Source organism: Arthrobacter sp. R4-81 (assembly GCF_054792365.1).
The window spans coordinates 3487812-3514803 of the sequence record NZ_CP096445.1; the positions used below are offsets into that span (position 1 = coordinate 3487812).

A 26992-nucleotide genomic window follows, 5' to 3' on the forward strand; every position below is an offset into this window, starting at 1 on the left:
GGCCATCAGGGCAGCCATGGGCTCCCTACACCAACTCTCCAGGAGAACTTCCTATGCATGCACATCTTCGCAGAGGGCTGCTAAGCACCCTCTTTGCCGGCGGGCTACTTGCCCTCGGCGCAACCGCTGCCAATGCAGCGGACACCACCAGCGCAGCGGACGAGTCCGTAACCGCTTCGGTCTCAGCGGCTGTGGCCGCAAACACGACGTCGTTGGGCCTGCTGGGTGACTCAACGCCGTCAACCTCATCCGGGCTGAACGCCACTGCAAATCTCGCATTGGGCACGGCAGCTCCTGCCACCACCGGTTCAACGGCACTCGTGGCTGACGTCGCAGCGGACGTGAACCTGGGAACCGGCACAGGCACCGTTGACGACACCACCGTCATAGCTGATGCTGCCGCCGCCCTCAGCCTGGGCGCAGTTGACGACACCACCGTCATAGCTGATGCTGCCGCCGCCCTCAGCCTGGGCGCAGGAACAGGCACCGTTGATGACACCACCGTCATAGCTGATGCTGCCGCCGCCCTCAGCTTGGGCGCAGGAACAGGCACGGTTGACGACACCACCGTCATAGCTGATGCTGCCGCCGCCCTCAGCCTGGGCGCAGGAACAGGCACCGGCACAGGCACCGTTGCCGACACAACCGTCATAGCTGATGCTGCCGCCGCCCTCAGCCTGGGCGCAGGCACAGGCACAGGCACCGTTGCTGACACAACCGTCATAGCTGATGCTGCCGCCGCCCTCAACCTGGGCCTCGGCACCGGAACCGGAACCGGCATCCTTGACAACACCACCGCCGCCGCTGACGCCGCTGTTGACCTCGGTGTGGGCGCCGGCACCGGAGACACGGGCACCGGCACCGACGTCGCTCTGGATCTTTGCCTGCGACTTGGCCTAGGCTCCGCTGTGGATTGTGGCGGAACTGCTCCCGGCACCGACGGTCCGGGCACCGATGGTCCCGGCACCGATGACGGAACAACCGGCGGTACTGGCACGCCAACCACCCCCGGCGGCAATACCGGCACCACGCCTGGTGGCAACTCCGGCACTCCGGGAAGCACCACGGGCGCTGTTTCCGCTGGATCGGGTTCAGGGCTGGTAGTGAACACCGCGGGCCTGGTGAAGGCACCTGCAGTCGCCGCTGCTGGTGCCGGTACGGCCACAACAAGCCAGCAGACCCTTGCCAAGACTGGCGTTGATGCATCGCTGGTTCCGGTAGCCCTGCTTCTCATGTTCGCCGGCCTGCTGATGATCCTTCGGCGTAAGAAGGCCTGACGGGGCTGTTTACTCACATCTCCAGAGGAAGACAAAGGAGTAAAGGAGGCGCCTAGAAGCCAGAAACACACCTACGTCCTTGTTGCGTCGGCGGTTCGACCGTGAAGGGTCCAGGATTCTTCACGGTCGGACCATCGGCATGTCCGCTTTGGGTCACAGAATGGTGTTGAGGACCCTCCGGCAATGGGCGGAAAGCCGTCACCGTATTATTCTTGAAGTACGGCGCGACATTGTGCCCAGTAGGAGATGGGGACGACGGTGGTGGATTCGCCAAGCGACACCAAGAGCGAGGTTGTCGGCGGACGCTACAGACTGGGTGAGGTGATCGGGCGCGGCGGAATGGCCTCCGTCTACAACGCCCGGGACGAGAATCTGGGCCGCGATGTGGCCCTCAAACTGTTCGCCCCGCAGGCCCCGGACGCCGAAGAGCTTAAGCGCCAGGAAGCTGAAATAACGCTGCTGGCCACCCTTAACCACCCTGGTCTAGTCACCTTGTTCGACGCCGGAATTGATAACCGGAACCCGGACGAACCAAGGCCCTTCCTCACCATGGAACTCATCGAGGGCGAGGACCTCCGGACAAGAATCAGACGCAGCCCGGTGTCGCTGGACGAACTTGCCGTTATCGGAGCAGGCATTGCCGATGCGCTTGCTTACGTCCATGGCCTTGGCATCATCCACCGCGATATCAAGCCGGGAAACATTCTCTTGGTCCCAGGCCGGCCGGGCGAGCCAGATCGGCCGAAGCTTACAGATTTCGGCATTGCCCGCATCGTCGACGGCACCCGTTTGACTGCCACCGGGACCATGGTGGGTACCGCGGCATACCTCAGCCCGGAACAAGCCAAGGGCGCCGAAATGGGCCCGGCCAGCGATATTTTCTCCTTGGGCCTGGTGCTTCTGGAGTCCATCAAAGGCACCGTGGAATATCCCGGCAGCGCTGTGGAGTCCGCTGTGGCGCGGCTTTACCGCGCACCGGAAATCCCGCCGGATGTTCCTAAGGAATGGGCTGATCTGCTGAGGGCAATGACTGCCCTTGATCCCTTGGAGCGGCCTACTGCCGCCGACATCGAAGTAGCTTTGCGGCAGGCCCTCTACTCCACTGAGTCCGTTCCGGGACCGCTGGTGGAAGAACATACCCGCATGCTCCCAGCCATTCCGTCCCACGCGCCGCTGTCCTTGCAGGGGGATTCGCAGGACTATGTCTCCGATATCTCACCCTCCCCTGCCTCGATGGGGAATGGTGACAACCGTGAAGCTGGTAAGTCCAGGATCCGGCAGTTGGGGAAGCGCGGGCGGATTGCACTGGTTTTGCTCATCCTGGCAGTCATCGCCGCAGTATCCGCCGTCGGACTTTCCCTCGCCGCCCCCAAGGCTCCCGACGTCGTCCCGTACCCGACCGTCACCGGAACGCTCGGCGAACACCTCGAACAGCTGCAGAAGAGCGTGGAACCATGAGCCGCCATGCACTTCGGCGGGCTTGCGCCGCCGTCACAGGCTGCTTGCTGGTGTTCTCGCTGGCGGCTTGCGGACCCACAGAGCCTGAGTTGGGGCACGACGCCGCCAAGCGGCTACAGGCCCGGGTCCTCACCGTGACTGATCTTGCGGCTGCCAACGACCCGGCTGGTGCCCTCGTCGCCTTGGCGGAGTTGGAAGAGCAGCTTGACGCTGCCGGGGCCAACGGTGAGGTGTCCTTCAAACGGCATCAAAGCATTACTACCGCCATAGAGGCTGTGCGGACTGATCTTCTTGCAGCCCAGTCAGCCGCTCAGGCCAAGGCCGCGGCCGATGCTGCTGCGGCTGCAGCATCGTCCTCTCCCATACCGACCGCTCCCCCGCAGGACGCGCAAGTAGAGGGGCCCAAGAAGGACGACGGCGGAAACGATAATAAGGGCGGCGACCAGGGCAAGGGCAAGGACGGCTAGCCTTGTCCTCCGGCTACAGCCTGGCACTTTTGCTCAGCTAGCTTACTATTTTTTCTCATTCCGGCTACGTTGGTTAAGCAGGCCCATGAAGCCTGCGGAATCAGAACCGCGGACCGCAGGTCCGCCAGCTGAAGGAGTGAACTACGCATGGCAACAGTTCAGGAATCCATCAACGTCAACGTCCCGCTCAGCCAGGCCTACAACCAATGGACGCAGTTTGAGGACTTCCCGCATTTCATGAGCGGCGTCGATTCTGTCACGCAGATTGACGACACCACCGTCCATTTCAAGACCAGCATCGCCGGCGTCAAGCGGGAATACGATGCCGCGATCACGCTCCAGGAACCAGACAACCGCGTCACCTGGGAGAGCCTGGACCAGCCAAGGAATGCCGGAACCGTCTGGTTTGAGGCGCTTGGCCCAACAGAAACGCAGGTCACCGTTGAGCTCGTCTGGGAACCGGATTCAGCCGCCGAGAACATTGGCGCAGCCATCGGGCTGGATTCCCGCCAGGTAGCTGCAGACCTCAAGCGTTTCAAGAAGTTCATTGAGGAACGGGAAGTGGAAACCGGTGCATGGCGCGAAAGTGTAAGCGGTGGCGAGGTGAGCGGTTCTTCCGCCTCGGCTTCCGGCATGACATCCGCCTCGGGCACATCAGGAACCACCGTGCCCATGGAGGAAGAGATGGGCTACGGCGCCGTCCCAACCGAGCGTCCTGTGAACACTGATCCGGATATGGCTCCAGACGCTCCCTACGGCCGGCCAACCGACCGCTAAAAGGTACTAAGACAACAAAACGCCTCGCTGCTTCCCAAGGAGCAGCGAGGCGTTTTTCGTTATTAACCCGGCCGGGCTACTTCAGCGCGGCGAGGACTTCGTTGAACTTGGCAGAGGGACGCATGACGGCGGCTACCTTCTCAACGTCGGGGCGGTAGTAACCGCCGATGTCCACGGGAGAACCCTGCACAGCGAGCAGCTCGCCTACGATGGCGTCCTCGTTGGACGTCAGCGCCTCGGCGATCGAGATGAAGGACTCGGCGAGCTCGGCGTCGTTGGTCTGCCTTGCCAGTTCACGGGCCCAAAACTGAGCCAGGAAGAAGTGGCTGCCACGGTTGTCGATTTCCCCTACGCGGCGGCTCGGGGACTTGTTTTCCAGCAGGAACGTACCGGTGGCCCGATCCAGGGTGTCAGCCAGCACCTGGGCACGGGCATTGCCCGTGCTCGTGGCAAGGTGCTCGAAGCTGACGGCAAGGGCGAGGAACTCACCAAGGCTGTCCCACCGCAGGTGGTTTTCCTTCAGGAGCTGCTGGACGTGCTTGGGGGCGGACCCGCCGGCCCCGGTTTCGAAGAGGCCACCACCGTTGATCAGCGGAACGATGGACAGCATTTTGGCGCTCGTACCGAGTTCGAGAATCGGGAACAGGTCCGTGAGGTAGTCGCGGAGGACGTTTCCGGTGACGGAGATTGTGTCCTCGCCCTTGCGGATGCGCTCCAAAGTGAAGGCGGTGGCCTTCTCCGGCGACATAATTTCGATCTGCAGGCCTTCAGTGTCGAAGTCCTGCAGATACTCCCGTACCTTAGCGATCAGGTTTGCATCGTGGGCGCGGGTTTCGTCCAGCCAGAACACTGCGGGAGTCTCTGAGGCACGGGCCCGGGTGACAGCGAGCTTGACCCAGTCGCGGATGGGCACGTCCTTGGTCTGGCAGGCGCGCCAGATGTCGCCGGGAAATACCTGGTGTTCGATCAGGACGTTGCCTTCGCCGTCCACGAGCTGCATGGTGCCGGCAGCCTGGACTTCGAAGGTCTTGTCGTGGCTGCCGTATTCCTCGGCGGCCTGGGCCATGAGGCCTACGTTCGGAACGGTGCCCATAGTGGTGGGATCGAAGGCGCCGTGTGCACGGCAATCGTCCAGGACCACCTGGTAAATGCCTGCGTAGGAGCTGTCCGGCAGGACCGCCAGGGTGTCGGCTTCCTTGCCGTCCGGGCCCCACATGTGGCCGGAGGAGCGGATCATGGCAGGCATGGAAGCGTCCACGATGATGTCGCTGGGAACGTGGAGGCTGGTGATGCCCTTGTCCGAATCGACCATGGCCAGTGCAGGGCCATCTTCCAGGCCCTTCTTGATGGCAGCCTGAACGCCTTCACGGACGTCCTCGGGGAGGTTTTCGAGCCCGTTCAGGATAGCCGCGAGACCGTTGTTGGGGTTGATGCCGGCGGCTGTGAGCTGCTTGCCGTATGTCTCAAACAGTTCTGCGAAGTAGGCCTTCACTACATGGCCAAAGATGATGGGGTCGGAGACCTTCATCATGGTGGCCTTCAGGTGGGCGGAGAAGAGCACGCCCTCTTCCTTGGCGCGGGCTACCTGGGCAGCCAGGAACTCGTCCAGGGCCGCCGCACGCATAACCGTACCGTCAATGACCTCGCCGGCGAGGACGGGGAAGGCCTTCTTGAGTACCTTGACGGTGCCGTCTTCGCGGACCTGCTGGATCTGGATGGTGCCGTCGGCAGGAATAACCACCGACTTCTCGTTGGAGCGGAAATCATCCGCTTCCATGTGAGCGACGTTGGTCTTCGAGTCGGGGCTCCAGGCACCCATGGAGTGAGGGTTCTGGCGGGCATAGTTCTTCACCGAGAGCGGAGCCCGGCGGTCCGAGTTGCCTTCGCGCAGGACCGGGTTTACTGCCGAACCCTTGATCTTGTCGTAGCGGGACCGGATGTCGGTCTCTTCGTCCGAGGTGGGGTTGTCCGGGTAATCCGGGAGCTGGTAGCCCTTACCCTGCAGCTCCGCGATGGCGGCCTTCAACTGCGGCAGTGACGCGCTGATGTTGGGGAGCTTGATGATGTTTGCTTCGGGGGTCTTTGCCAGCGCGCCGAGTTCGGCGAGATCATCATTGATGCGCTGCTCGTCAGCGAGGAAGTCTCCGAATGCTGCGATGATACGACCAGAGAGCGAGATGTCCCGGGTCTCCACTTCCACACCGGCAGTCGAAGCGAACGCTTCAATCACGGGCAAGAACGAATAGGTGGCCAGCATGGGCGCTTCGTCAGTGTGGGTATAGATAATCTTGGCCATTCAGGTGTCTCCCTGGTGTATGCGTATAGCTGGAGTCTGTGTTATTTCAACAGGTCTAACTTACCCGAGGACGCGAGGTTGGCGCCCACGCCTGTGTCCAAAAGCACTTGCGTTACCGCCGCGCGGCCGCCTGGGCCCGGAAGGGCCTCGTTTAGAAAGCAATTCTCCGCAACAGGTCCCTGAGCTGGGTACGTTCGGTTGCGGTGAGATTACCCATGGCCTGGTCTTCCGCCTGCTGTGTGGCCACGGCCGCCTGGGCAAGCAGCCGCCGACCCTTGGCCGTGCCTTTGATGACCTTGGAGCGGCGATCCTGAGGGTCAGTTTCCCGTTTGACCAGCCCCCGTTGTTCCAGCCCGTCCACCAGGGCCACGATCTGGCTCGGATCCAGCAGCAGGAATTCAGCGAGTTCGCGTTGTGACGGCGCCGCGGCGCTGCAAGCTAATGACAGCACGGCGTACGACCTGATCTTCAGGTCCAGTGGCGCCAGCAGCGCGTTGGCCTTGGCACTCCCCAGCGCCCGTGCACGCGCCGTCAGGAATTCGATCTCGGTTACGAGGGGACTTCCCAACAGCCGCTCGAGGCCTCCGGGCGGCGGGATCTCCGTGGTGCGGGGCCGGGTCATTGCTGAATCCTATAGTTGATAGCCGCCACGATCCCGCCCTCGCCGACATCCTGGCTCCGGTGGAATGCATGGCGGAGTAGTACGCGGAGACAGTGCGTTAAGCCCAAGCCACTCCATTGCTGCGCCAGGCGTATGTGGAGCTGCGGAGTTCGTCGACTTCCACCCTGAAGAGTTCGTCAACGACCGACTTTGAAAAATGGGCGGAAGCTTCCTTGAGCATTGCTTGAGCAAACAGGCGCGAAACCTTCGTTTACAAAGTGGTCATATCTGGATAGGTTCAAGCTCACTACTCGGGCGGCTATTTGGGGGCCGCCCTTCCACGGGTGTAAGGAAAATGATGAACAGGTCCAGGTCTCTCGCCACGAGTTTACTCAGCCTTTCGGCTGCAGCGCTCCTTGTTATATCAGCCGGAGGGGCGGCTACGGCTGCACCTGCCGCGGTGGACGAAGGCGGTTCGAGCGGCGTAACAAGCAAAGCGGTTAATGCTTCAGGTGCCGCCGAATACTGGACCGCGGAGCGGATGCGTAATGCCATCCCTGGCGACGTTCTGGCGAACAAAGCCGTGGCCCGGGGCAACAAGTCCAGCGCGGACACCGTGGAGAGGGGCTCAAGCACCAAAATCTCCGGTCAGGCGGCGCCGAGCAAGCCCAGCCTGCATACCGATGAAGCGCCGGTGTCCCACATCGGGAAGGTCTTCTTCACCCTTCCCAGCGGGAACTACGTCTGCTCAGGCAACTCCGTGGCGTCCGCCAACGGAAGCACTGTGTCCACCGCCGGCCACTGCCTTAACGAAGGGCCCGGCGCTTTCGCCACTAACTTCGTCTTCGTTCCCGCCTATCTGAACGGCGCGGAACCGTACGGCAGGTTCGCTGCCACCTCCCTGCACACGCCCACCCAGTGGAGCTCTGCAGGTGACATGCAATACGACACCGGGTTCGCCGTCGTCGCCCCTGTTAATGGCAAGACCCTGGCGGATACCGTTGGAGCCTCTGGTGTCGAATTCAACGCCCCCCGCGGCCTGAGCTACACCTCTTACGGTTACCCCGCCGCAAAGCCCTTCGACGGCACGTCCCTGGTAAGCTGCACCGGGACAGCCAGCGATGATCCTTTCAACCCGCAGTTCAACTCCCAGGGCATTTCCTGTGACATGACTGGCGGGTCCTCAGGCGGCCCCTGGTTTATCGGCTCAGGGTCCGGCGGCGTCCAAAACTCAGTCAACAGCTACGGCTACGGGAAGAAGTACCCCATCATGTACGGCCCGTACTGGGGATCAGTCATCCGTCAGGCGTACTCGGATGCCTCATCAGCCAGGTGAGTCCAACGACTCAGGCCATCCCCAGGTCACTTCCCATCAGGTAGAGGAGACGCCTGAGGAGGTCCTTGAGTACTGGACTCCCGAACGGATGGCGCAAGCAAAGCCTGCAGGGCGGACCCTTGAGGTACCCGACCCTGCGAACGGCTCCGCCCATGATCAGGCCCAGGATCAGGACGGCACGGAACGCTGAGGTCAACAACTGAACATACGACGACGGCGACCGTCCCGCGAAGGGGCAGTCGCCGTCGTACTGTTCCCGGCTGGTGCCCGGTGCTGGGCCCACGCCGCCCGGGTTCCCTAGCCGAGCGCAGCGAGGCTAGGGAGGCGGTGGGGATTAGTGGAAGAAGTGGCGGGCGCCGGTGAAGTACATGGTGATGCCGGCGGCGTTGGCCGCGGCGATGACCTCGTCGTCCCGGACGGAACCGCCGGGCTGGACGACGGCGCGGACGCCGGCGTCGATCAGGATCTGCAGGCCGTCAGCGAAGGGGAAAAACGCGTCTGAAGCAGCCACGGCCCCGCGGGCACGTTCCGGCGCTCCAGTGGCGTCGGCGTTTGAGGCGCCCCCGGCCCCTTCGACATCCGACTGCACACTGACACCCAGAGTGTTGGCCCGCTCTACGGCGAGGCGGCAGGAATCAAGCCGGTTGACCTGGCCCATGCCGATGCCGACGGCGGCACCGTCGGACGCGATCAGGATGGCATTGGACTTGGCTGCGCGGCAGGCGGTCCAGGCGAAGGCGAGGTCGGCCAGGGTCTTCTCGTCGGCTGCCTCACCGGCGGCGAGGGTCCAGTTGGCGGGGTTGTCGCCGTCGGCGTCCACCTTGTCGGTGACCTGGACGAGTACGCCGCCGGAAACCTGACGGATTTCGCTCGGGTAGCGGCCGTAACCCTCCGGCAGGGCGAGCAGGCGGATGTTCTTCTTTTTGGAGAGGATTTCCACGGCTTCCGGCTCGAAGCCCGGAGCGATGACAACCTCGGTGAAGATGCCTGCGACGGTCTTGGCCATGCCTGCGGTTACGGTGCGGTTGGCGGCGATTACGCCACCGAACGCGGACACCGGATCGCAGGCGTGGGCCTTGGCGTGGGCGTCGGCGAGCGGGTCAGCCGAATCGGCGGAACCAACGGCGACACCGCACGGGTTGGCGTGCTTGATGATGGCCACGGCCGGCTCGGCGAAATCGTAGGCGGCGCGGAGGGCGGCGTCGGCGTCCACGAAGTTGTTGTAGCTCATGGCCTTGCCGTGCAGCTGGTCCGCCTGGGCGATGCCGGCGGGAGCTGCCTTGTCCACGTAGAGCGCGGCCTGCTGGTGCGGGTTTTCGCCGTAGCGCAACACCTCTGAGCGTTCCAGGGAAAGGCCGGCGTAGGCAGGCCAGTCGATCACGCCGTCGCCGTCTTCATCCAAGAACTGGCTGGCGGTCCAGGTGGCCACCGCGTTGTCATAGGAGGCGGTGTGCGCAAAGGCCTTGGCGGCCAGGCGGCGCCGGGTCTTCAGGTCGAAACCGCCGTCGGCTGCCGCGGCCACGACGTCGCCGTAGAACTTCGGGTCAACCACAATGGCGACGGCGGCGTGGTTCTTCGCGGCCGAGCGCACCATGGCGGGACCGCCGATATCGATCTGCTCCACGACGTCGTCCGGTGCCGCACCGGACTTCACGGTCTCCACGAAGGGGTAGAGATTCACGACGACGAGGTCGAAGGTTTCGATCTCCATGCCCGCGAGGGTTTCCATGTGGGCCGGGACCCGGCGGTCGGCAAGGATGCCGCCGTGCACGCGGGGGTGCAGGGTCTTGACGCGGCCGTCCAGCATTTCCGGCGAACCGGTGACTTCTTCGACTTCCTTCACCGGGATGCCTGCGGCGGCGATCTTCTTGGCGGTGGAGCCGGTGGATACGAGGGTGACGCCTGCTGCGTGCAGGCCCCGTGCGAGCTCCTCCAGACCGGTTTTGTCGTAGACCGAGATGAGGGCTCGGCGGATGGGAACACGGTCAAGCTGCGTGAAGCTCACAAAAGTCTCCGTCGTATGTGGGTGGGATGAAGCCAGTTTATCGTGTTGCGGGGCCCGCTCATCCGCAACGTAAAGTTCTCCTTGGAGGAGGCCGAGAGATGAATACTTACACCACTGTGCCCAGCGGCGAACAGGTGGTCCAGGAACTGCCGTGGCGTTGGAAAGTACAGGGCCGGATCTTCCTGATTGGCGGCCTGGGCTTTATGTTCGATGCCTGGGATGTCACCCTCAACGGAATCCTCATTCCGCTCCTCTCCACGCACTGGGCCCTGGCTCCCGGTGAAGCCGCCTGGATCGGCACCGCCAACCTCATCGGCATGGCCTTGGGCGCCTTCGCCTGGGGCACCATCGCGGACACGATCGGCCGCAAGAAGGCCTTCACCGCGACCCTGCTGATCTTCTCGCTCTTCACCGTCCTGGGCGCCTTCTCCCCTGATTTCGTGTGGTTCTGCGCGTTCCGGTTTATGGCCGGCTTCGGCCTGGGCGGCTGCATTCCCGTGGATTACGCGCTGGTGGGTGAGTTCACGCCCCGGAAGCAGCGCGGCAAGGTCCTCACGGCCATGGACGGCTGGTGGCCCATCGGCGCGGCTCTGTGCGGCTTTGTTTCGGCCGGACTGATCGCCCTCTTCGCCGACTGGCGGCTCACCATGCTTGTCATGGTGCTGCCGGCGCTCCTCGTGTTCTGGGTCCGCCGCAGCGTCCCCGAATCCCCGCTGTTCCTCATCCGCAAGGGCAGGCGCGAGGAAGCCGCAAAGGTCATCGACGACCTAGTGCTCGCAACCGGCGCGGAGCAGCGCGCCTACAGCCTTCCGGATGCCCAGGAAGCTCCACGGCTTTCCGCCGGCAGCGCCTGGCAGCAGTTGCGCCTGGTGTGGCAGTTCAACTGGAAAATCACGACGGCGGCCTGGGCTTTGTTCTTCAGCATCCTCCTCGTGTACTACCTGTCGCTGACCTGGATGCCCCGGATCCTGATCGGCGCCGGTTTCGAGGAGTACAAGGCGTTCCTGACGACGGCGGGAATGGCCGCCGTCGGACTTCTCGGTGTAGTGGTGGCGGCAGCGCTCGTAGAACAGGTGGGCCGCAAATGGATCCTCGCCATCACGGGGCCGCTGTCGGCTCTGATCCTGGTGATTGTGGCGTTTGTGGTGGACATTCCCTCGGCGGCGGTGTTCTGGTTGCTGGCCTTCGGCTTTGTGGTGCAGGTGGCCATCCCCGTCCTGTACGCCTACGTATCCGAGCTCTACCCGACGGAACTGCGCGGCAGCGGCTTCGGCTGGGCGTCCACGTTCTCACGGGTGGGGGCGGGCCTGGGCCCGCTGATCTTCGCGAGTTACTTCTGGCCGGAGCTGGGGCTGGCTTCATCGTTCGCCCTGGCCGGCGGGCTCGTGGTGCTGGCCGTGCTGTGGATGGTGTTCTTCTCCCCCGAGACGAAGCAGCGCCGGCTGGAGTAAGCGCCCCCTCTCCCCCATCTCCAATCTGAGCGAGCGGCCTTATGTACCCCTTGAGTGAACCCTTCGACCATGGCCTGCTCGACGTCGGCGACGGCAACCGGGTCTACTGGGAGGTCTGTGGCAATCCGGCCGGCAAACCCGCCGTCGTTCTTCATGGCGGACCTGGCTCCGGCTGCACCCCTGGCTGGCGTCAGTTCTTCGACCCCTCTCCGTACATGGTGGTCCTGTTCGACCAGCGTGGCTGCGGCCGGAGCGAGCCGGACGCGGGCGAGTACGGCGTCGACCTCAGCGTGAACACAACCCATCACCTGATCCGGGATATCGAACAGCTGCGCGTGCATCTCGGCATCGACAAGTGGCTGGTGCTGGGAGGCTCATGGGGTGCGACTCTCGGCCTGGCTTATGCCGAAACCCATCCTGACCACGTCTCTGAGATGGTGCTTTTTAGTGTCACCAGCACGTCCCGTCGTGAGGTGGACTGGGTTACGCGGGATATGGGCCGCATCTTTCCAGCCGAGTGGTCTATGTTCCGCGACGGCGTTCCGGCCGAAGACCGCGACGGAAGCCTCGTCGACGCGTACAGCAGACTGCTGGAGGATCCCGACCCTCTGGTCCGCAAACAGGCGGCAAAGGACTGGTGCCGCTGGGAGGACACGCATGTCGCAACCCACCCAAATTACCGACCGGACGCGCGGTATGAAGATCCCCATTTCCGGATGGTGTTCGCCCGGTTGGTCACTCACTACTGGCGCCACGCTGCCTGGCTTGAGGATGGCGTCCTGATCCGGGAAGCAGGGAAACTGGCCGGAATCCCGGGCGCACTGGTGCATGGCCGATTGGACATCAGCGGCCCGGCAGATATCGCCTGGCACGTCGCCCAGGCATGGCCGGACGCCGAACTCCATTTGATCGACGAGGCCGGTCACGGTACCGGTCATCCAGCCATGGTCGAAACGGTACTGGAAGTCCTGGATCGCTTCGCCCGCCTGGGCTCGCCCTTGTGAGTGAAAACCCCGCTGTTTAGCTGCGGGGCGCCAGTTGGCCGGTCTTGTGCTCGGCTGCCAGCATGGCCAGGGTCGACACCAGCAACCGTCGCTCCACCAGCTTGATCCGCTCGTGGAGGCTCTCTTCGGTATCGGCGTCCTCGATGGCCACGGCCTCCTGCGCGATGATGGGGCCTGTGTCCACCCCGGCATCGGCCCAGTGAACAGTGCAGCCCGTAACCTTCACGCCGTAGGCCATGGCATCGCGCACTCCATGGGCACCCGGGAAAGCGGGCAACAGGGCAGGATGGGTGTTGAGGTATTTGCCCTCGAACGCCTCGATGAATCCCGGGCTCACAATGCGCATGAATCCCGAGGAGACCACAACATCCGGGTTGTAAGCGGCGACGGCGTCAGTCAGCGCCGCGTTCCATTCAGCACGGTCGGAGTAGGCCTTGAAATCGACCACAAAAGTATCGATGCCAGCTGCGGCTGAGCGTTCCACGCCGTAGGTCCCGGGACGGTCTGCGCCCACAGCGGCGATCTCGACATCCAGCTCGCCTGCCTTGACGGCGTCGATGACTGCCTGGAGGTTGGAGCCGGTGCCGGAAACGAGGACTACGATGCGCATGGCTCTAGCTTAGGGGCCGCTCGCGTAGGCTTGAAAACATGAACCCCACACAGGATCCCGGCAGCATGCAGCGCGCGAGGCAGCCGCTCAGCGAGGCCGCCCAGGCCTCGCTCGCCAAGACGCACACCCTCTTCCGCCTTTTTATCGTGGTGGTCCTGGGGTCCCTCTTCGTGATCCAGCTGGATATCGCCTACGTCTGGCTGTCGGCCATCCTCACGGCGGCCAGCCTTGCGCTGGGTGTCATCGTGTTGATCCGCGCCATCACGCGGAAGGAATCCAAGCTGGTGCTGTTCGGGGTCATCACCGGGCTGCTGGTTTCCGGCGTCATGGTCATGGTGCTCCTCATGGTGGGCGCGTTCTTCAATCAGTTCAGCGATTTCCAGCAGTGCCAGCGTGAAGCCCTGACCCAGCGGGCCACCTCTGAGTGCCGCACGGAGCTGGAGAACAAGCTGCCCGGGATGTCCTGACCGGCTTGAGCTGCTGGTGCACAAATCGCCGGAAGGGAAAAGGCACTAAACAGCGCTTTGCAGATCTTCTTCCGGCACGTTCTGTTGCCGTTCCAGCCAGGGTCCTGCCGCGTAACCGATCACGACGCCGGCGCCCACTTCCGCTGCCAGCCAGACTGCCGTCCACAGCGGGTCCGGGCCGATGTCGGTGAGCCGTCCCATCCCGGCGGAACCGCGTGCCAGCCAGGCCAATGCGCCTGCCAGGACTCCGGCCACGCCGCCGATCATGGGCCCCAGGGCGAGGGTGGAAACCGTGGCAGTAAACCAACGCGCCCGGATCTTGATAGCCAGCCATTCATCGAAGTGGTTCTCCCCTGCCCGCAGGAACCACCAACCACCCAGAACCCCCGCCAGGACAGGCACCACAAGCGCCACAAACCCGTACTCGAGGTAGCCCGCAGGCAGGGCGGCGAAAACGGGAATGGACGGCAAGGGACCCACGGCGGTGGCCAGCGGCCCGGCCTGGGATCCCACCCCGAGGGCAAAGCCCGAGCCGGACGTCCATGCGAGCGCGTAGATGGCGAGGTTGGGCAGGTATCCCAGTTGCGCAATGGTGAGCACGGCACCGCCGATCGCCCCGGCGTCGAGCCCTTCATACACCGCGATAATCAGGTCCCAATGGATCAGCAGATTCACAGCCAGCAGCGCCGAGGAGAGGGCGAAGGCGGCAATAACTGCCACTGTGGCGGCTTTGACGACTGATGCAACGTACGAGCCCGCCCAGCGGGAATGCTGGCTGGTCCGCGAGATCCAGGCCACGGCGTCGACGCCGATCAGCCGGCTCCAGGAGCCTGCTTCCCGGCGTGCGCCAACCACCATGCCCAGGGCGAAAGGCACAAGCGGTATCAGGGCAGCGAACCAGAGGTTGATCGCGACGTCGGCAGTCCGGCACACGAAACCGGTGGCGGCTCCGAAGGCTCCGTATACCAACCAGGAGCCCAGCAGAGCCTGCCACAGCTGATCGGTGTAGGAGGCTCTGGCGAGGCGGCGTCCTGCACGCCAGGCGAGCAGGAACGGGATGAGGGTCAGTCCCAGGGGCGTCAAGGAGAGCGTACCGCCGTCGGCCTGGCTTGCTACAGAACCTTCAACGGTTGTGAGGTGCAGCGGCACTCCGTGAATCAACAACCATGCCTGTCCTGCGAGGCGGGCCAGGACCTCGAAGCCGGAGTTTTGGAAGCCGGACGTAGCCCAGACCGCCACGATGGGTGCAACCACCACCAGCGCTGAAATGATGGCTGCCTGCGCCGACTCGAGCGCTCCCTGCATCCACAATGGCATGGGAAGGCCACGTTCTCCGGTCTGATCAGCGCGCAGTTTCATCGTGTTCCATCGTGCCATGTAGGGGGCACTTCCCCCGGTTTCGACAGGCACCCCCGGCAACTACCAGAGTTCGTAAGTGTCCACCCCTGATCAGGAATCCATGGCCGGTCCGCAGGTGGGCGCAGGTGACGGCGCCAGTCCAGCAGAAGAGACCGGATCTGTCGCTGGGCAGAGGTACCCATCGGGCAGTCCCGAAGGAGGCGCTATCCAGCGCTTTTTACGTCCACGCGCCGTAAACTTGTAGTGTCCGCAAGTCAGTGGTTGGAGGCAGAAATGACTACCGCATCCCCACATGCCCACGGCATGCATTTTGGACGAACAGACGTCCAAAACGTGGGCATGGGTGTTGGTATCCTCTTGATCGTGGTCGGCATCCTGGGCTTTATCCCGGGTATCACCACGCAGTACGACGAACTAAGGTTCTTTGGACCCGATTCGCAAGCGATGTTCCTTAACCTGTTCCAGGTTTCCATGCTGCTCAATATCGTGCACCTGGTTATCGGCGGTATTGGTTTGGGAATGTGCCGCAGCGGTATGGGCGCCCGGAACTTCCTGATGGGATTTGGTGCGTTGTACATCGTTCTCAGCATTTACGGGCTTAGTGTCGGAGTGGATTCGGCGGCCAATTTCCTGTCGCTGAACACCCCTGACAACTGGACCTTCATGGTGTTGGGTCTTTTGATGATTGGCGCCGGCTGGATTCTCTCCCGGCATCTGGCCGAGGACCGCAGGTAACCCGGATATTCGTAAGCCGGGAATAAGGAGCCGCGAATGAGGAAAGATTCATAGCAATCTGAAATGTTCGTAACTACCGGTCGGTGCAGTTGTTCTGCGATTCCCGCAGGCAACTGCACCGACTTTGTGTGTGCATGGATAGACTTCCGAATAAGTCACAATGAGGGTTATGCAGGGTAGCAAGTGCGCCATCGTTTGAATTTGGCAGTTGTCGAATACAGATCGAATCCAAGGAGCAAGCCATGATTCCAGAGATCAACTTTTGGGCCGTGCTGTTGGCCACGCTTTCCAGCATGGTGGTTGGCTCCGTCTGGTATACCCCCAAGGTGTTCGGCAATTACTGGATGAAGACGGCCAACGTCAAACCCAGCGGGAACTCGCGGGATGCCATCCGGCCCATCGCGATAACCCTCGTGGTCAGCTTCGTGACGGCCTGGGTCCTGGCCGGTTCGGTTGCCATTGCCCAGGGTTTTTACGGTGGCAGTTTCCTGGCCAACTCACTGATCACCGCCGCGATTCTGTGGGCAGGTTTCACCGCTGCCCGCTTCATCACCCACGATGCCTTCGACAACCGGCCAGCCGGGCTGACTGTACTGAACTGCGCCCACGAACTGGTAACCATCCTGGTTATGGCCCTCATCATCGGGCTCTTTGGCATCAGCGGAGCCTGAGCGTCCTCTTTCCTGCGTGGCCGGCCCATCGTGTCCCCCTGCCCGTAACTGCGGCGCAGCCGTAAGCTCGTGCCATGGCCAGATTCTTTGATGTTCATCCTGAGGACCCCCAACCGCGCGCCATTAACCAGGTAGTGGACATGCTCCGGGACGGTGGGCTCATCGCCTACCCCACCGACTCCTGCTATGCCCTTGGTGCACAGCTGGGCAATAAAGAGGCATTGGACCGGATCCGCACCATCCGACAACTGGACAGCAAGCACCACTTCACCCTGGTGTGCAGCGACTTCGCGCAGCTGGGGCAGTTCGTGAACATCGGCAACGACGTCTTCCGCCAGATCAAGGCTGTGACGCCTGGCAGCTTCACTTTCATTCTTCCCGCCACCCGGGAGGTTCCCCGCCGTCTCCTGCACCCGAAAAAGAAGACGGTAGGCGTCCGGATCCCGAACCACAGGTTTGTCCACGCCCTTCTCGCCGAGCTGGGGGAACCCTTGCTGACCAGCACGCTGCTGCTGCCGGACCAGGCGGAGCCGCTTACCCAGGGCTGGGAAATCAAGGAACGCCTGGACAATGAAGTTGATGCCGTCATTGATTCCGGCGACTGCGGAACGGAGCCGACGACGGTGGTGGACTTTTCGGGAGGAACCGCGGAAGTTGTTCGGCGCGGAGCAGGCGATCCATCCCGGTTCGAATAGGCGCCCCGGTTTCGCTTAGGGGAAGCGTTCAATCAGGGGCAGAGTTGGATTTGAGGCAGTGGAGAGTTGAGCCATGACAGCCGTCATCCTGGCATGGAATCCGGATCGCTGGCACGACTGGGACTATGAGGCCGTCAGGAAACAGGTGACCGAAACGGGCCAGTTCCTGCGCAGCTGGAGTGTGGGCGGGAACCAGGACATTCCCCTGGGAGCAGACGCGTGGCTTCTTTTGCAGGGCCGCCTCGGCCGGGGGCTCATTGGTCACGGCAGAATCCTCTCTGAGCCGTACGCCACTGCTGGCGAGGCGTCCCTCAGCGTTGACGTCGCCTTCGACGCGTTCTTGCCTTTCGGTGAGCAAATTGCCCCGGAGATACTCCTGGATGCAGTCCAGGGTGTGCCCTGGGAGGGCATTTCTGGTTCCGGACTCACCATCGAGCCGTCCGAGGAGCTGAAAGTCCGTCTGCTGTGGAGCGAGTTGGGGCCGCCGCCAATCGCCGATCCCACCCTTCCTGCGCCTGGGACATATCCGGGAGAGGCCCTGAGCCGGGTCGAGGTGAACCGCTACGAGAGGGACCCGGAAGCCCGTCGTGCCTGCCTTGCCCATCACGGCACGGCCTGCGCCGCCTGCGGGCTCTCTTTCGAAATCACGTATGGCGAGATCGGGAAGGACTTCATCCACGTCCATCACATCGTTCCGGTCTCGCAGCTCGGGGTGGACTACGAGCTGGATCCGGTGACAGATCTCGTTCCGCTGTGTGCCAATTGCCATGCGATGGCCCATCACGGTGTGGGCATCCCCCGTACAGTCGCCGAGCTGAGGAGGATCATCTCCGGCGCCGGTTTCCTCGCGGGCCAAACCCTGACCCCCGAGGAGCTGGAGGCGCAGAACGAGGCCAGGCGAATCCTCGGCCCGCCGTAGCCGTGCCCGCCTTGGCTATACCGGCGGTAGCCGTACCGGCCTTAGCGACACATTTCAGTGTGGGCAGCAGGAGTCGCCGCGCCAGGCTTCACGGCCTTCCTTGATCGCAACTCCGGCGATGACCAGGGCAGCGATGGGGTCGGCCCAGGTCCAGCCGAGAGTGCTGTTCAGAACCAGGCCGGCGAGCAGGACCGCCGAGAGGTAGGTACACAGCAGTGTCTGCTTGGAATCGGCCACGGCGGATCTGGACCCCAGTTCCCGTCCGGCACGGCGCTGAGCCCAGGAAAGCACGGGCATAACAGCCAGGCTCACGGCTGCCAGGCCGATACCCACTGGCGAATGCTGCGGTTCGGCAAAGCCCAGCAGGCTGCGCGATGAATCGATCGTCACGATGGCGGCGAGCGCGAAGAAGGAGAAGGCAACGAGTCTCAGAGCCGTCTTCTCCCTGGCCTCTGAGTCCGGGCCGGCGAACTGCCAGGCAATAGCGGCCGCGGAAAGAACCTCGACGATGGAGTCAAGACCGAAGGCCACAAGGGCAGCAGAAGAGGCCACCGTTCCCGCACTGATGGCCACCACCGCTTCGATGATGTTGTAGGTGATTGTTGCCGCGACAAAGAACCTGATCCGGCGGGACAGGACGGCGCGGCGCTCCACGGTGGATGCCGGCGGGTGCAGTGCCTCAGCGCTCATCAGCAGCAGTCCTTCGAGTCGCCGCCGCAGCTGCACTCCGGCGCCACGGCAACGACGCCGAGCAGGTCGGTGAGCGCGTGGCCCAGTTTGGGGTCCGCCAGTTCATACTTCGCCTTGCGGCCCTCGGGGGCTGAAACCACCAGCCCGCATCCACGCAGGCAGGTCAGGTGATTCGACATGCTTTGGCGGCTGACCCCAATCAGCTCGGCAAGGTCACTCGGATAGGCAGGAGCCTCCCGCAACGCCAGCAGGATCTTCGCCCGTGTCGGGTCCGACAAGGCATATCCGAATCTTGCCAATACTGCCGAGTGCGTGAGTGTCTCCATGACAGCCAAACGTACAGGGATGGCTGGATTCACGCAAAGCTGTACAGTGCATTTCGTAAAGCTTGGGCTTCACCTGTTCGTGCGCATGTGGAATAGTGCCATCAATAAATGGGGGAATAAAAATGACGAAACGCAGGCGTTGGCTGGACATCGCAGTACCGACTTTTCTTGTAGCAGTAGCACTCACGGGGTGTGCGGCCCAAGCCCAAACGCCAGGCGAAAACCTGCAAGCATTCAGCTCCATCGATGAGGCCTACGCCGCCGTCGATGAGCTACTGGACTGCACGCCGGATCCTGTTGGCGAGCCAATTGTCCCGATGGGTGATGGCGTCCCGCTGACCTCAGCGCAGACACTGTGCTTTGAAAATGTCCAGATAGACGTCTACACGGACCAGAAGGCCCTTCAGGAGAGCTACAGGATGTTGTCTGACTCCCATCAGGGCAAAGTCCATCTCGTGCACGGGAAGAACTGGATGGTTGTGGATCTCAGCGAAATGGCGACCGGCCAGCCGTCGACGAGGGACATTGAACACCTGGCCAAGGAACTGAACGGCCTGTACGCCGTCGTCGGCGTATAGCAGGAAACCAACCCCAGCCGTTTCCGATGAGCTTTGGTCACGCTGGAAGTTCCAAAGAAGGGGCCTCACCATGAAGCGTCAGAGATATCAATTGCTGGGTTTGTGCCTGTTGACCCTTGCCTTGGGAGGCTGCGGAACTGCTCCAGGCGAAACAGACATCACTCCCGGAACCTCTGACCGCTGGTTCGTGAGCCTGTTCGACTCGAGGGGCATAGGGCCAATAGACCAGTGTTTGGAAGACCCAATTATCGAAGAATCAATTGAAAGCGCGAATCTGCCATCGACGCACTTGAGCATCAAGTTCAAGGAAGCAGCGACGCAGGAGGACGCTGAGCGAATCGCAGACTGCCTTCGACAGAGCTCGGGCGGCGGCAACGTATCCATCACCAGCCCAAAAAGCTGACGGCCCTTAGACGCAGAGAATAAGCGGCACTCTTTATGCGTAACTTTTGAGCCCGGCAGCCCAGGCCAACCCCTAGATCGCGCGGAACTCTTTCCGGCACAGCCCTAAAAGTCACGCATTCCGGTCGGCAGCAGACCTTGTTAACCCAATCTTCCCCTCGCCGTCACGCTCCCTCCCCCGCCGGGTAAGCCGCCGCCAGCACGGTGGAGGGGTGAGGATCGCAATTGTTGCCGAATCATTCCTGCCGTTGATGAACGGGGTTACGCACTCCATCCTGCGGGTGCTGGAGCATCTGCAGGAACGGGGGGATGACGTGCTGGTCATTGCGCCATCAACACAGGACGTGGAAGTCCTCGATGTTGTCCATGGCGCCTATGTTCACCGGCTTCCCTCGGTACCGCTGGCCGGGTACACCAACGTGCGGGTGGCGCTGGGAGGTGTGAATCGGGTCAAGCGAATCCTTGCCGATTACGCGCCTGACGTCGTCCACCTCGCCTCTCCATTTGTCCTGGGTTGGCGGGCCGTCCAGGCGGCACACCAGCTCGGCATCCCGTCAGTGGCCATCTACCAGACTGAGGTCCCCAGCTACGCAGCCCGCTACGGCGTCCCGTTTATGGAGAACTGGGCCTGGAACCGCGTGGAGAACATCCATCTCCTCGCCAGCAGGACGCTGGTGCCTTCCACTTTCGCGCTTAACCAGTTGCGCGGGCGCGGGATTCCACGGGTGGATTTGTGGCGGCGCGGTGTGGATACCGCGCGGTTCAGCCCTGAAAAGCGCGACGACGGCTGGCGGGCTTCGGTGGCACCCGGCGGTGAGAGGATCATCGGCTATGTAGGGCGATTGGCGGTCGAAAAACAGGTGGAAGACCTTGCCGTCCTGGCCGATATCCCAGGCTGCAGGCTGGTGATAGTCGGCGACGGCCCCCAGCGCGAAACCCTCCAGGACGCCCTCCCTCAAGCCATGTTCACCGGATTTCTCGGCGGCGACGAGCTGGCCCGCGTGGTGGCTTCCTTTGACCTTTTCGTCCATCCCGGCGAGCTGGAGACCTTCTGCCAGACCATCCAGGAAGCCATGGCCTCGGGAGTACCGGTGGTGGCTACCGGCCGCGGCGGGCCCCTGGACCTGGTGGAAAACTCCCGCACCGGCTGGCTCTATGAGCCGGGAAACCTCGCCGAGCTGCGGCGTCGGGTGGTGGACCTGACGGGCGACGACGCCAAGCGCCGCGCCTTTTCAGCGGCAGCCCACTCTTCGGTCCAAGGCAGGACGTGGCCCGCGCTCAGCGCCGAACTGGTGCGCCACTATCGGCAGGTCATGGCCGGGCAGAGCACTCCAACCACTCCGACAGCAAGGAACCCGGCATGAATATCTCCGTGATTGGCTGCGGCTACCTTGGCGCTGTCCACGCCGCCACACTGGCCTCGATGGGCCACAGCGTGGTGGGAATCGACGTCGACGCCGCAAAAGTTGACCAACTGGGGCGTGGCATCGCACCGTTCTACGAACCCGGCCTGGACGAACTCCTGCAGCACGGGCTCACCACGGGCAGGCTGAGGTTTTCCGCCGACTTCGCGGACGCCGCCGACGCCCAGGTGCACTTCCTCTGCGTCGGGACACCGCAGTCCAAAACGTCCGGCGACGCCGACCTCAGCTACTTGCTCGCCGCCACCGAGGCGCTGCTCCCCCATCTGGCCCGACGCGCCGTCGTCGTCGGTAAATCGACCGTGCCCGTCGGCACTGTCGACGTGCTCAGCGGTATCCTGTCCGGACGCCCTGACGTGCTCCTCGGCTGGAACCCTGAATTCCTGAGGCAGGGAACCGCGGTGAAGGATTCGCTGGTGCCGGACCGGCTGGTGTACGGCGTGCCTGGCGGGAAGAACTCCGTGGAAGGCCGGGGCGTAACGGCCGCCCTGGACACCGTATACGAACCCCTGCTCTGCGCCGGGATCCCGCGGCTCGTCTGCAACTACGCGACGGCGGAGCTCATCAAGTCGGCGTCGAACGCGTACCTGGCCACCAAGGTCAGCTTCATCAACGCCATGGCCGAGCTGTGTGATGCCTCCGGCGCTGACGTCAACGAGCTCAGCAAAGCGATGGGCATGGACCCGCGGATCGGCGGCCGGTACCTGCATGCCGGGCTGGGCTTCGGTGGGGGCTGCCTCCCCAAGGACATCCGCAGCTTCCGGACGCAGGCTGTTGGGCTGGGCGTGGACTCTGTGGACGAGTGGATGGGGCTGGTGGATTCCGTCAATGTCGGCCAGCGCACCCGCACCGTGGAGATCGCCCGCGAGCTGTGCGGCGGCAACCTGTCGGGCCGGACCGTTACCATCCTGGGCGCCGCCTTCAAACCCGACACCGACGACATCCGTGACTCCCCCGCCCTGGACGTGGCCCTGCAGCTCGCGGTGGCAGGAGCCCACGTGACAGTGACCGATCCAAAGGCCATCAACAACTCCTGGATGCGCTACCCGCAGCTGCGTTTCGAGCCTTCCCTCGAAGCTGCACTCGATGATGCCGAGCTGGTGTTGCTGCTCACGGAGTGGGATGAATACCGCGGGCTGTCTCCCGCCGTCGCCGGAAAGCTCGTACGACGCCGGGTGGTGCTGGATGCGCGCAACGTCCTGGACCCCGGGTTGTGGCAGGCGGAAGGGTGGACCCTTCGTGGTTTGGGGAGGAATGCAGGGCTGAAGAGCTCTTCCCTTGCGCTTTAGTCTCTGCCCCCTATGATTTCCACAAGGGGGAGGAAAACAAGATGGCTCGATTTAGTACCGAATACCTTGTTTCTATCGGATGATGTCGGATGCCCAAGGGGATGCGTCCGCTTCAGAGCTCGATTTCAGCCCGGACGCGCTGCTGATTCTTGGCCGTGACGGCACCATCCGCCGGGCGAACCTGGCGGCGGAGCGGCTGTTTGGACGGTCCAGGGAAGAGCTAGTGGGCTCGGACCACCGGATCCTGCTCGCCGACGGGTTCCTTGAAGCCATCGTCTGGGAATACGACGTCCTGCGGAAAAGCTCTGATGCGGTTCTCGGGAATCCGCCGATCGAGCCCGTTTGCCTGCGCGGTGACGGTTCCGAGTTTCCGGCCGAAATCGTCTGCTCACTGCTGCCGGCATCACAACTGCCGACTCCGTCGGGAAATGCGGCGCCGTCGCTGGCAGTATCCGTGCGGGATGCCACGTATCGGAAGGCGGGCAACGCGCTGGCAGAGGAGGCGTCCCAGCTGCGGGCGATGGCATTCCAGGATCAACTGACGGGGCTCGCCAACCGGCAGTTGTTCAACGACCAGCTGGCGCAGGCGATGCGGCGGCCTCGGCACATCGCCGTCGATCTCATCCTGCTGGACCTGGACGACTTTAAGGAGGTCAACGACATCCATGGCCACCAGGCGGGCGATCAGATGCTGATCGAAACGGCCCGCCGGCTGCGTTCCTGCGTCCGGCCCAATGACACTGTGGGGCGGCTTGGCGGGGACGAATTCGTGGTGCTCCTGACCAACGTCGCGGATCCGGCTGCAGTGGCGGAACGCATTATGGAAACGCTGAACGCTCCAGTGAGCATCGGCGGGGCGCACCTCAAGCCGAGCCTCTCACTGGGCCTCGCGTCCATGAGTGAAACCACCATGGAGCCTTCGGACCTGCTTCGGCAGGCGGATGTGGCTATGTATGCAGCCAAGGCCGGGGGCAAAAACCGGTACATGCGGTTCCGGCCCGAGATGCTTATGGTCCTGGCCCAGCGCAACGACATGGAAGCCAGGCTCCGCGTCGCGGTGCTTCATGGCGAAGTGAAGGTGCAGTATCAGCCTGTTGTTGCCACAGGTTCAAGGCGGGAAGTGCAGCTGGAGGCGTTGGCCCGCTGGGAGCGCGACGGCGAATTCATTCCTCCGGGGCAGTTCATTCCCATGGCAGAGCGCAGCGGGCTGATCAGCGATCTGGGCAACAGCGTGATGGCGCGCGCCTGCGTTGAGCTGCAGCCGTGGCTTGCCGCGGACAAATCCCGTTCCCTGAGCTTCAACGTGTCCGGCGGCCAGCTGCACGAGCAGGATTTCGCCGACGTCGCGCTGCGGATCGCTTCCTCCTGTCGGGTTGATCCTGCACAGTTGGTGCTCGAGGTGACGGAGAGTGTTTTCCTGGATCCTGGCACGCAGGTGATCGACCAGCTGAAGCACCTCCGCCGGGCACGGATGCGGGTGGCGCTCGATGATTTCGGCACGGGCTATTCGTCACTGGGTCGGCTGCAGGACCTGCCGGTTGATTCAGTGAAGATCGACGGCAGTTTCGTCTCCATGGTGCGAACCGGCGCGGAGAAACTTCCGCTGCTCAGTTCCATGATCACCATGGCGCACGCCCTGAACCTGTCCGTCACTGCTGAGGGCATCGAGACCCCTGCACAGGCTGAGTACCTGATGGACCTGGGCTGTGATTTCCTGCAGGGCTATCTCTTCTCGCGCCCGGTTTCTGACAACAGATTGGACATGGCCATGACGAGGGCAGAGACGGCCATGGCTTCTGTGCGGGGGCTGCGCGTTGGTGGCCCGCGGTGAAGCTGGAATGGCTGCAGGAGAACCCGAAGAAATGGAACGCAGAATTGATTCGCCGCCATTGATAATTGACCTTTGCACCTTATGATGTGCTTGGGGGAAGGCGCATTATGAATAATTCTAGGTCTCAAAAAAAGGGCTCTATGGAACCGTCTTTACGCCGTGCTGCCGATATCAGCGGTGAGGTAATTCCCATTTCGGGGATTGAACACCGCTCTGTGCTGGAGTCTAGCCCGGACGCGGTCCTCGTCCTGTCCGCGGACGGCACCATCAGTTTGGTGAATTCGGCAACTGAACGCATGTTTGGTTATTCACGGGCTGACTTGATTGGCGCAGATCACCGGATACTGCTGGCTGAAGACTACCGCCATGGATTCCTCAAAGTCTTCGATGCCCTCCGGCGCAGCTCGCCGGATACTCCCCTGCAGCCGTTCGAGGCGTACGGTCTAAGGGCTGACGGCAGCGAGTTCGCCGGCGAGGTGGCATGTTCCCTCTTTGAAACTTCGACCGGGACCTATATGACGGTCACGGTCCGCGACGCCGGCCACCGGAAGGAAACGGACGCCAGCCTCCGCCAAGCGATGTCGCTACTCACCGCTACGCTTGAGTCGACGGCGGACGGCATCCTGGTGGTCAGCAGCGACGGCCAGATCGCCGGGCTTAACGATCAGTTTGTGTCCATGTGGGGCATCCCCCGTGAATTGCTGGACACCCACGACGACGAAGCCGTGATGAAGTTCGTGCTGGAGCAGCTTTCCGAACCAGAGAGTTTCCTGGAGAAGGTCAAGGAGCTCTACACGAATCCGGATGCTGAAAGCCACGACGTTTTGGAGTTCCTCGACGGCAGGACCTTTGAAAGGTACTCCCGCCCACAAAAAGTCGCGAATGAGGTTGTCGGACGCGTCTGGAGTTTCCGCGATGTCACGCTCCGGCGGAAAGCGCAGGAGCAGGCCAGGAAGGCTATGAATGACCTGGCCGAACAGGCCGCACAATTGAAGGATCTAGCCTTCAAGGACCCCCTGACGGGGCTGGCGAACCGGCAGTTGTTTAACGACCAGCTCACCGAAGCCCTGCGGGATCGGGCAGGCAGTTCCGTGGACGTCCTGCTGATTGACCTGGACGATTTCAAGGAAGTTAATGACATCCTCGGGCACCATGCCGGGGATCAGATGCTCATTGAAGTGGCGCGCCGCCTTCGCTTCTGTGTGCGACCCAACGACACCGTGGCCAGGCTGGGCGGTGACGAGTTTGTGGTGCTGCTGACCGATGTTGAGAACGCTGAGGACGTGGCCGAGCGGATTGTCGATTCCCTCAATGTTCCCGTCTTCCTTTACGGCACCATGCTCCGGCCGAGCCTGAGCCTGGGGCTGGCTTCCCTGAGCGAGAAGCCGGTTGAGCCCTCAGACCTGCTCCGGCAGGCCGACGTCGCGATGTACGCGGCGAAAGCTGCCGGCAAGAACCGCTACATGCGGTTCCGGCCGGAAATGATGGCGGCCCTGGTCCAGCGCACCGACATGGAAGCAAGCCTGAGGCTGGCCGTGGACCGTGGCGATATCTATGTGAACTACCAGCCGGTGCTGACTCCGCGGCTTGACGCTGTGGTGCAGTTTGAGGCGCTGGCCCGCTGGGACCGCGACGGCGAGATCATCCCGCCCACCCAGTTCATCCCCCTTGCTGAGCGCAGCGGTTTGATCGGGGCCATCGGAGCGCTCGTGCTGCGACGTGCCTGCACCGAGATGGGCCCGTGGCTGGCCGAGGACAGTACCCGCTCCCTTGCCGTGAACATCTCCGGCGTGCAGATCCAGGAACCGAACTTCGCCGAAGGCGTGCTACGGGTTGCTGCCTCCTGCAACGTGGATCCTGGGCAGATGGTCATCGAAGTCACCGAGAGCGTGTTCTTCGATGCTGACTGCGGGGTGCTGGAGCAGCTGAACCAACTGCGCGACGCCGGCGTACAGGTTGCGCTGGACGATTTCGGTACAGGGTACTCGTCGCTGGGGCGGCTGCAGGAGCTTCCCGTGGACGCCGTGAAGATCGATCAGTCGTTTGTGTCCATGGTCCGCACCGGGGCGGAGAAGCTGCCCATCCTGAGCTCCATGATCAACATGGCGCATAACCTCGGGCTCCTGGTGACTGCCGAAGGCATCGAGACCCCGGAGCAGGCCGCGTACCTGCTGGATCTGAAGTGCGATTCCCTCCAGGGCTTCTACTTCTCGCACCCGGAGCCGGAGGCCGGCTTGGAAATGGCCACCCTGCGGACTCTGCACGCGTTCGAGTTGATCCACAAGCTGCGGGTGAAGCCGTAGCCTGGGACGCTCCCTGGCCGTTAC

General features: G+C 62.9%; 26 protein-coding genes. 18 read left to right on the plus strand and 8 right to left on the minus strand.

All coding sequences use genetic code 11. The annotated features are described in order from the left end of the window. Positions 1-53 precede the first annotated feature (53 nt). The 4 genes from M1E05_RS16075 (at position 54) to M1E05_RS16090 (ending at position 3979) form a co-directional block, all read left to right on the plus strand. On the plus strand, positions 54-1277 hold the full coding sequence (locus tag M1E05_RS16075) for a hypothetical protein (protein ID WP_461163523.1): 1224 nt from the start codon (positions 54-56) through the stop codon (positions 1275-1277). Positions 1278-1523: 246 nt separating this feature from the next. Beyond that, on the plus strand, positions 1524-2735 hold the full coding sequence (locus tag M1E05_RS16080) for a serine/threonine-protein kinase (protein ID WP_461163524.1): 1212 nt from the start codon (positions 1524-1526) through the stop codon (positions 2733-2735). Further along, complete coding sequence (locus M1E05_RS16085; RefSeq protein WP_458113551.1) at positions 2732-3202, plus strand: mucin-associated surface protein; 471 nt, start codon at positions 2732-2734, stop codon at positions 3200-3202. The genes M1E05_RS16080 and M1E05_RS16085 overlap by 4 nt, the downstream gene beginning before the upstream one ends. Positions 3203-3349: 147 nt before the next feature. After that, a complete protein-coding gene (locus M1E05_RS16090; protein ID WP_461163525.1) occupies positions 3350-3979 on the plus strand; it encodes an SRPBCC family protein in 630 nt (209 codons plus the stop codon). Positions 3980-4055: 76 nt separating this feature from the next. On the opposite strand, the gene M1E05_RS16095 is transcribed toward M1E05_RS16090, so the two are convergent. Next, positions 4056-6275 (minus strand): NADP-dependent isocitrate dehydrogenase, encoded by a 2220-nt coding sequence (locus M1E05_RS16095; protein ID WP_461163526.1) that lies wholly within the window; start codon positions 6273-6275, stop codon positions 4056-4058. Between the two features lie 151 nt (positions 6276-6426). Beyond that, complete coding sequence (locus M1E05_RS16100) at positions 6427-6897, minus strand: MarR family winged helix-turn-helix transcriptional regulator (RefSeq protein ID WP_461163527.1); 471 nt, start codon at positions 6895-6897, stop codon at positions 6427-6429. 337 nt (positions 6898-7234) lie between these two features. Between M1E05_RS16100 and M1E05_RS16105 the strand changes: the two genes are divergently transcribed. Continuing rightward, the gene (locus M1E05_RS16105; RefSeq protein ID WP_461165269.1) at positions 7235-8212 is read left to right on the plus strand and encodes a trypsin-like serine peptidase; all 978 of its coding nucleotides are present in this window, start codon (positions 7235-7237) and stop codon (positions 8210-8212) included. A gap of 10 nt (positions 8213-8222) precedes the next feature. Here the strand turns inward: M1E05_RS16105 and M1E05_RS16110 are convergent, their stop codons facing one another. Next, a complete protein-coding gene (locus M1E05_RS16110; protein WP_461163528.1) occupies positions 8223-8495 on the minus strand; it encodes a hypothetical protein in 273 nt (90 codons plus the stop codon). Positions 8496-8546: 51 nt separating this feature from the next. Continuing rightward, on the minus strand, positions 8547-10217 hold the full coding sequence (gene purH, locus M1E05_RS16115; protein WP_461163529.1) for a bifunctional phosphoribosylaminoimidazolecarboxamide formyltransferase/IMP cyclohydrolase: 1671 nt from the start codon (positions 10215-10217) through the stop codon (positions 8547-8549). Between the two features lie 98 nt (positions 10218-10315). Here purH and M1E05_RS16120 point away from each other — a divergent pair, with 98 nt between their 5' ends. Then, the gene (locus M1E05_RS16120; protein ID WP_458113545.1) at positions 10316-11668 is read left to right on the plus strand and encodes an MFS transporter; all 1353 of its coding nucleotides are present in this window, start codon (positions 10316-10318) and stop codon (positions 11666-11668) included. A 41-nt stretch (positions 11669-11709) separates the two neighbouring features. After that, complete coding sequence (gene pip / locus M1E05_RS16125; RefSeq protein ID WP_461163530.1) at positions 11710-12672, plus strand: prolyl aminopeptidase; 963 nt, start codon at positions 11710-11712, stop codon at positions 12670-12672. Between the two features lie 16 nt (positions 12673-12688). Here pip and purN read toward each other — a convergent pair whose 3' ends face one another. Further along, on the minus strand, positions 12689-13282 hold the full coding sequence (gene purN, locus M1E05_RS16130) for a phosphoribosylglycinamide formyltransferase (RefSeq protein WP_461163531.1): 594 nt from the start codon (positions 13280-13282) through the stop codon (positions 12689-12691). Positions 13283-13320: 38 nt separating this feature from the next. On the opposite strand from purN, the gene M1E05_RS16135 reads away from it, so the two are divergent. Beyond that, complete coding sequence (locus M1E05_RS16135) at positions 13321-13749, plus strand: hypothetical protein (RefSeq protein ID WP_458113542.1); 429 nt, start codon at positions 13321-13323, stop codon at positions 13747-13749. A 45-nt stretch (positions 13750-13794) separates the two neighbouring features. Here M1E05_RS16135 and M1E05_RS16140 read toward each other — a convergent pair whose 3' ends face one another. Next, on the minus strand, positions 13795-15108 hold the full coding sequence (locus tag M1E05_RS16140) for a cell division protein PerM (protein WP_461163532.1): 1314 nt from the start codon (positions 15106-15108) through the stop codon (positions 13795-13797). A 273-nt stretch (positions 15109-15381) separates the two neighbouring features. Between M1E05_RS16140 and M1E05_RS16145 the strand changes: the two genes are divergently transcribed. The 4 genes from M1E05_RS16145 (at position 15382) to M1E05_RS16160 (ending at position 18128) form a co-directional block, all read left to right on the plus strand. Next, the gene (locus M1E05_RS16145; protein WP_458113541.1) at positions 15382-15843 is read left to right on the plus strand and encodes a DUF4383 domain-containing protein; all 462 of its coding nucleotides are present in this window, start codon (positions 15382-15384) and stop codon (positions 15841-15843) included. Between the two features lie 242 nt (positions 15844-16085). Beyond that, complete coding sequence (locus M1E05_RS16150; RefSeq protein WP_458113540.1) at positions 16086-16514, plus strand: DUF1761 domain-containing protein; 429 nt, start codon at positions 16086-16088, stop codon at positions 16512-16514. A gap of 74 nt (positions 16515-16588) precedes the next feature. Next, positions 16589-17209, plus strand: a complete 621-nt coding sequence (locus tag M1E05_RS16155; RefSeq protein WP_461163533.1) for an L-threonylcarbamoyladenylate synthase — start codon at positions 16589-16591, stop codon at positions 17207-17209. A gap of 73 nt (positions 17210-17282) precedes the next feature. Then, on the plus strand, positions 17283-18128 hold the full coding sequence (locus tag M1E05_RS16160) for an HNH endonuclease (protein ID WP_461163534.1): 846 nt from the start codon (positions 17283-17285) through the stop codon (positions 18126-18128). Positions 18129-18182: 54 nt separating this feature from the next. Here the strand turns inward: M1E05_RS16160 and M1E05_RS16165 are convergent, their stop codons facing one another. Next, positions 18183-18818, minus strand: a complete 636-nt coding sequence (locus M1E05_RS16165; RefSeq protein WP_461163535.1) for a cation transporter — start codon at positions 18816-18818, stop codon at positions 18183-18185. Beyond that, a complete protein-coding gene (locus tag M1E05_RS16170; protein WP_458113536.1) occupies positions 18818-19144 on the minus strand; it encodes an ArsR/SmtB family transcription factor in 327 nt (108 codons plus the stop codon). The genes M1E05_RS16165 and M1E05_RS16170 overlap by 1 nt, the downstream gene beginning before the upstream one ends. Positions 19145-19266: 122 nt before the next feature. Here M1E05_RS16170 and M1E05_RS16175 point away from each other — a divergent pair, with 122 nt between their 5' ends. The 6 genes from M1E05_RS16175 (at position 19267) to M1E05_RS16200 (ending at position 26968) form a co-directional block, all read left to right on the plus strand. Further along, positions 19267-19722, plus strand: a complete 456-nt coding sequence (locus tag M1E05_RS16175; RefSeq protein WP_461163536.1) for a hypothetical protein — start codon at positions 19267-19269, stop codon at positions 19720-19722. A 70-nt stretch (positions 19723-19792) separates the two neighbouring features. Continuing rightward, positions 19793-20125 carry a hypothetical protein gene (locus M1E05_RS16180; protein ID WP_461163537.1) on the plus strand — a complete coding sequence of 111 codons (333 nt, stop codon included), beginning with the start codon at positions 19793-19795 and terminating at the stop codon, positions 20123-20125. 211 nt (positions 20126-20336) lie between these two features. After that, complete coding sequence (locus tag M1E05_RS16185) at positions 20337-21488, plus strand: glycosyltransferase family 4 protein (RefSeq protein WP_461163538.1); 1152 nt, start codon at positions 20337-20339, stop codon at positions 21486-21488. Further along, entirely contained in the window at positions 21485-22834 is a 1350-nt protein-coding gene (locus tag M1E05_RS16190; protein ID WP_461163539.1) for a UDP-glucose dehydrogenase family protein, read from the plus strand. The genes M1E05_RS16185 and M1E05_RS16190 overlap by 4 nt, the downstream gene beginning before the upstream one ends. A gap of 79 nt (positions 22835-22913) precedes the next feature. After that, entirely contained in the window at positions 22914-24665 is a 1752-nt protein-coding gene (locus tag M1E05_RS16195; RefSeq protein ID WP_461163540.1) for a putative bifunctional diguanylate cyclase/phosphodiesterase, read from the plus strand. 140 nt (positions 24666-24805) lie between these two features. Beyond that, a complete protein-coding gene (locus tag M1E05_RS16200; protein ID WP_461163541.1) occupies positions 24806-26968 on the plus strand; it encodes a putative bifunctional diguanylate cyclase/phosphodiesterase in 2163 nt (720 codons plus the stop codon). The last annotated feature ends 24 nt before the right edge of the window (positions 26969-26992 follow it).

Coding starts and splice junctions, on each gene's coding strand:
- M1E05_RS16200 (WP_461163541.1), top strand. CDS start 24,806: ATGGAACCGTCTTTACGCCGTGCTGCCGATATCAGCGGTGAGGTAATT.
- M1E05_RS16180 (WP_461163537.1), top strand. CDS start 19,793: ATGAAGCGTCAGAGATATCAATTGCTGGGTTTGTGCCTGTTGACCCTT.
- purN (WP_461163531.1), bottom strand. CDS start 13,282: ATGCGCATCGTAGTCCTCGTTTCCGGCACCGGCTCCAACCTCCAGGCA.
- M1E05_RS16145 (WP_458113541.1), top strand. CDS start 15,382: ATGACTACCGCATCCCCACATGCCCACGGCATGCATTTTGGACGAACA.
- M1E05_RS16105 (WP_461165269.1), top strand. CDS start 7,235: ATGAACAGGTCCAGGTCTCTCGCCACGAGTTTACTCAGCCTTTCGGCT.
- M1E05_RS16085 (WP_458113551.1), top strand. CDS start 2,732: ATGAGCCGCCATGCACTTCGGCGGGCTTGCGCCGCCGTCACAGGCTGC.
- M1E05_RS16120 (WP_458113545.1), top strand. CDS start 10,316: ATGAATACTTACACCACTGTGCCCAGCGGCGAACAGGTGGTCCAGGAA.
- M1E05_RS16095 (WP_461163526.1), bottom strand. CDS start 6,275: ATGGCCAAGATTATCTATACCCACACTGACGAAGCGCCCATGCTGGCC.
- M1E05_RS16195 (WP_461163540.1), top strand. CDS start 22,914: ATGATGTCGGATGCCCAAGGGGATGCGTCCGCTTCAGAGCTCGATTTC.
- M1E05_RS16190 (WP_461163539.1), top strand. CDS start 21,485: ATGAATATCTCCGTGATTGGCTGCGGCTACCTTGGCGCTGTCCACGCC.
- M1E05_RS16080 (WP_461163524.1), top strand. CDS start 1,524: ATGGGGACGACGGTGGTGGATTCGCCAAGCGACACCAAGAGCGAGGTT.
- M1E05_RS16175 (WP_461163536.1), top strand. CDS start 19,267: ATGACGAAACGCAGGCGTTGGCTGGACATCGCAGTACCGACTTTTCTT.
- M1E05_RS16140 (WP_461163532.1), bottom strand. CDS start 15,108: ATGAAACTGCGCGCTGATCAGACCGGAGAACGTGGCCTTCCCATGCCA.
- M1E05_RS16170 (WP_458113536.1), bottom strand. CDS start 19,144: ATGGAGACACTCACGCACTCGGCAGTATTGGCAAGATTCGGATATGCC.
- M1E05_RS16075 (WP_461163523.1), top strand. CDS start 54: ATGCATGCACATCTTCGCAGAGGGCTGCTAAGCACCCTCTTTGCCGGC.
- pip (WP_461163530.1), top strand. CDS start 11,710: ATGTACCCCTTGAGTGAACCCTTCGACCATGGCCTGCTCGACGTCGGC.
- M1E05_RS16090 (WP_461163525.1), top strand. CDS start 3,350: ATGGCAACAGTTCAGGAATCCATCAACGTCAACGTCCCGCTCAGCCAG.
- M1E05_RS16150 (WP_458113540.1), top strand. CDS start 16,086: ATGATTCCAGAGATCAACTTTTGGGCCGTGCTGTTGGCCACGCTTTCC.
- M1E05_RS16160 (WP_461163534.1), top strand. CDS start 17,283: ATGACAGCCGTCATCCTGGCATGGAATCCGGATCGCTGGCACGACTGG.
- M1E05_RS16100 (WP_461163527.1), bottom strand. CDS start 6,897: ATGACCCGGCCCCGCACCACGGAGATCCCGCCGCCCGGAGGCCTCGAG.
- M1E05_RS16165 (WP_461163535.1), bottom strand. CDS start 18,818: ATGAGCGCTGAGGCACTGCACCCGCCGGCATCCACCGTGGAGCGCCGC.
- M1E05_RS16135 (WP_458113542.1), top strand. CDS start 13,321: ATGAACCCCACACAGGATCCCGGCAGCATGCAGCGCGCGAGGCAGCCG.
- M1E05_RS16155 (WP_461163533.1), top strand. CDS start 16,589: ATGGCCAGATTCTTTGATGTTCATCCTGAGGACCCCCAACCGCGCGCC.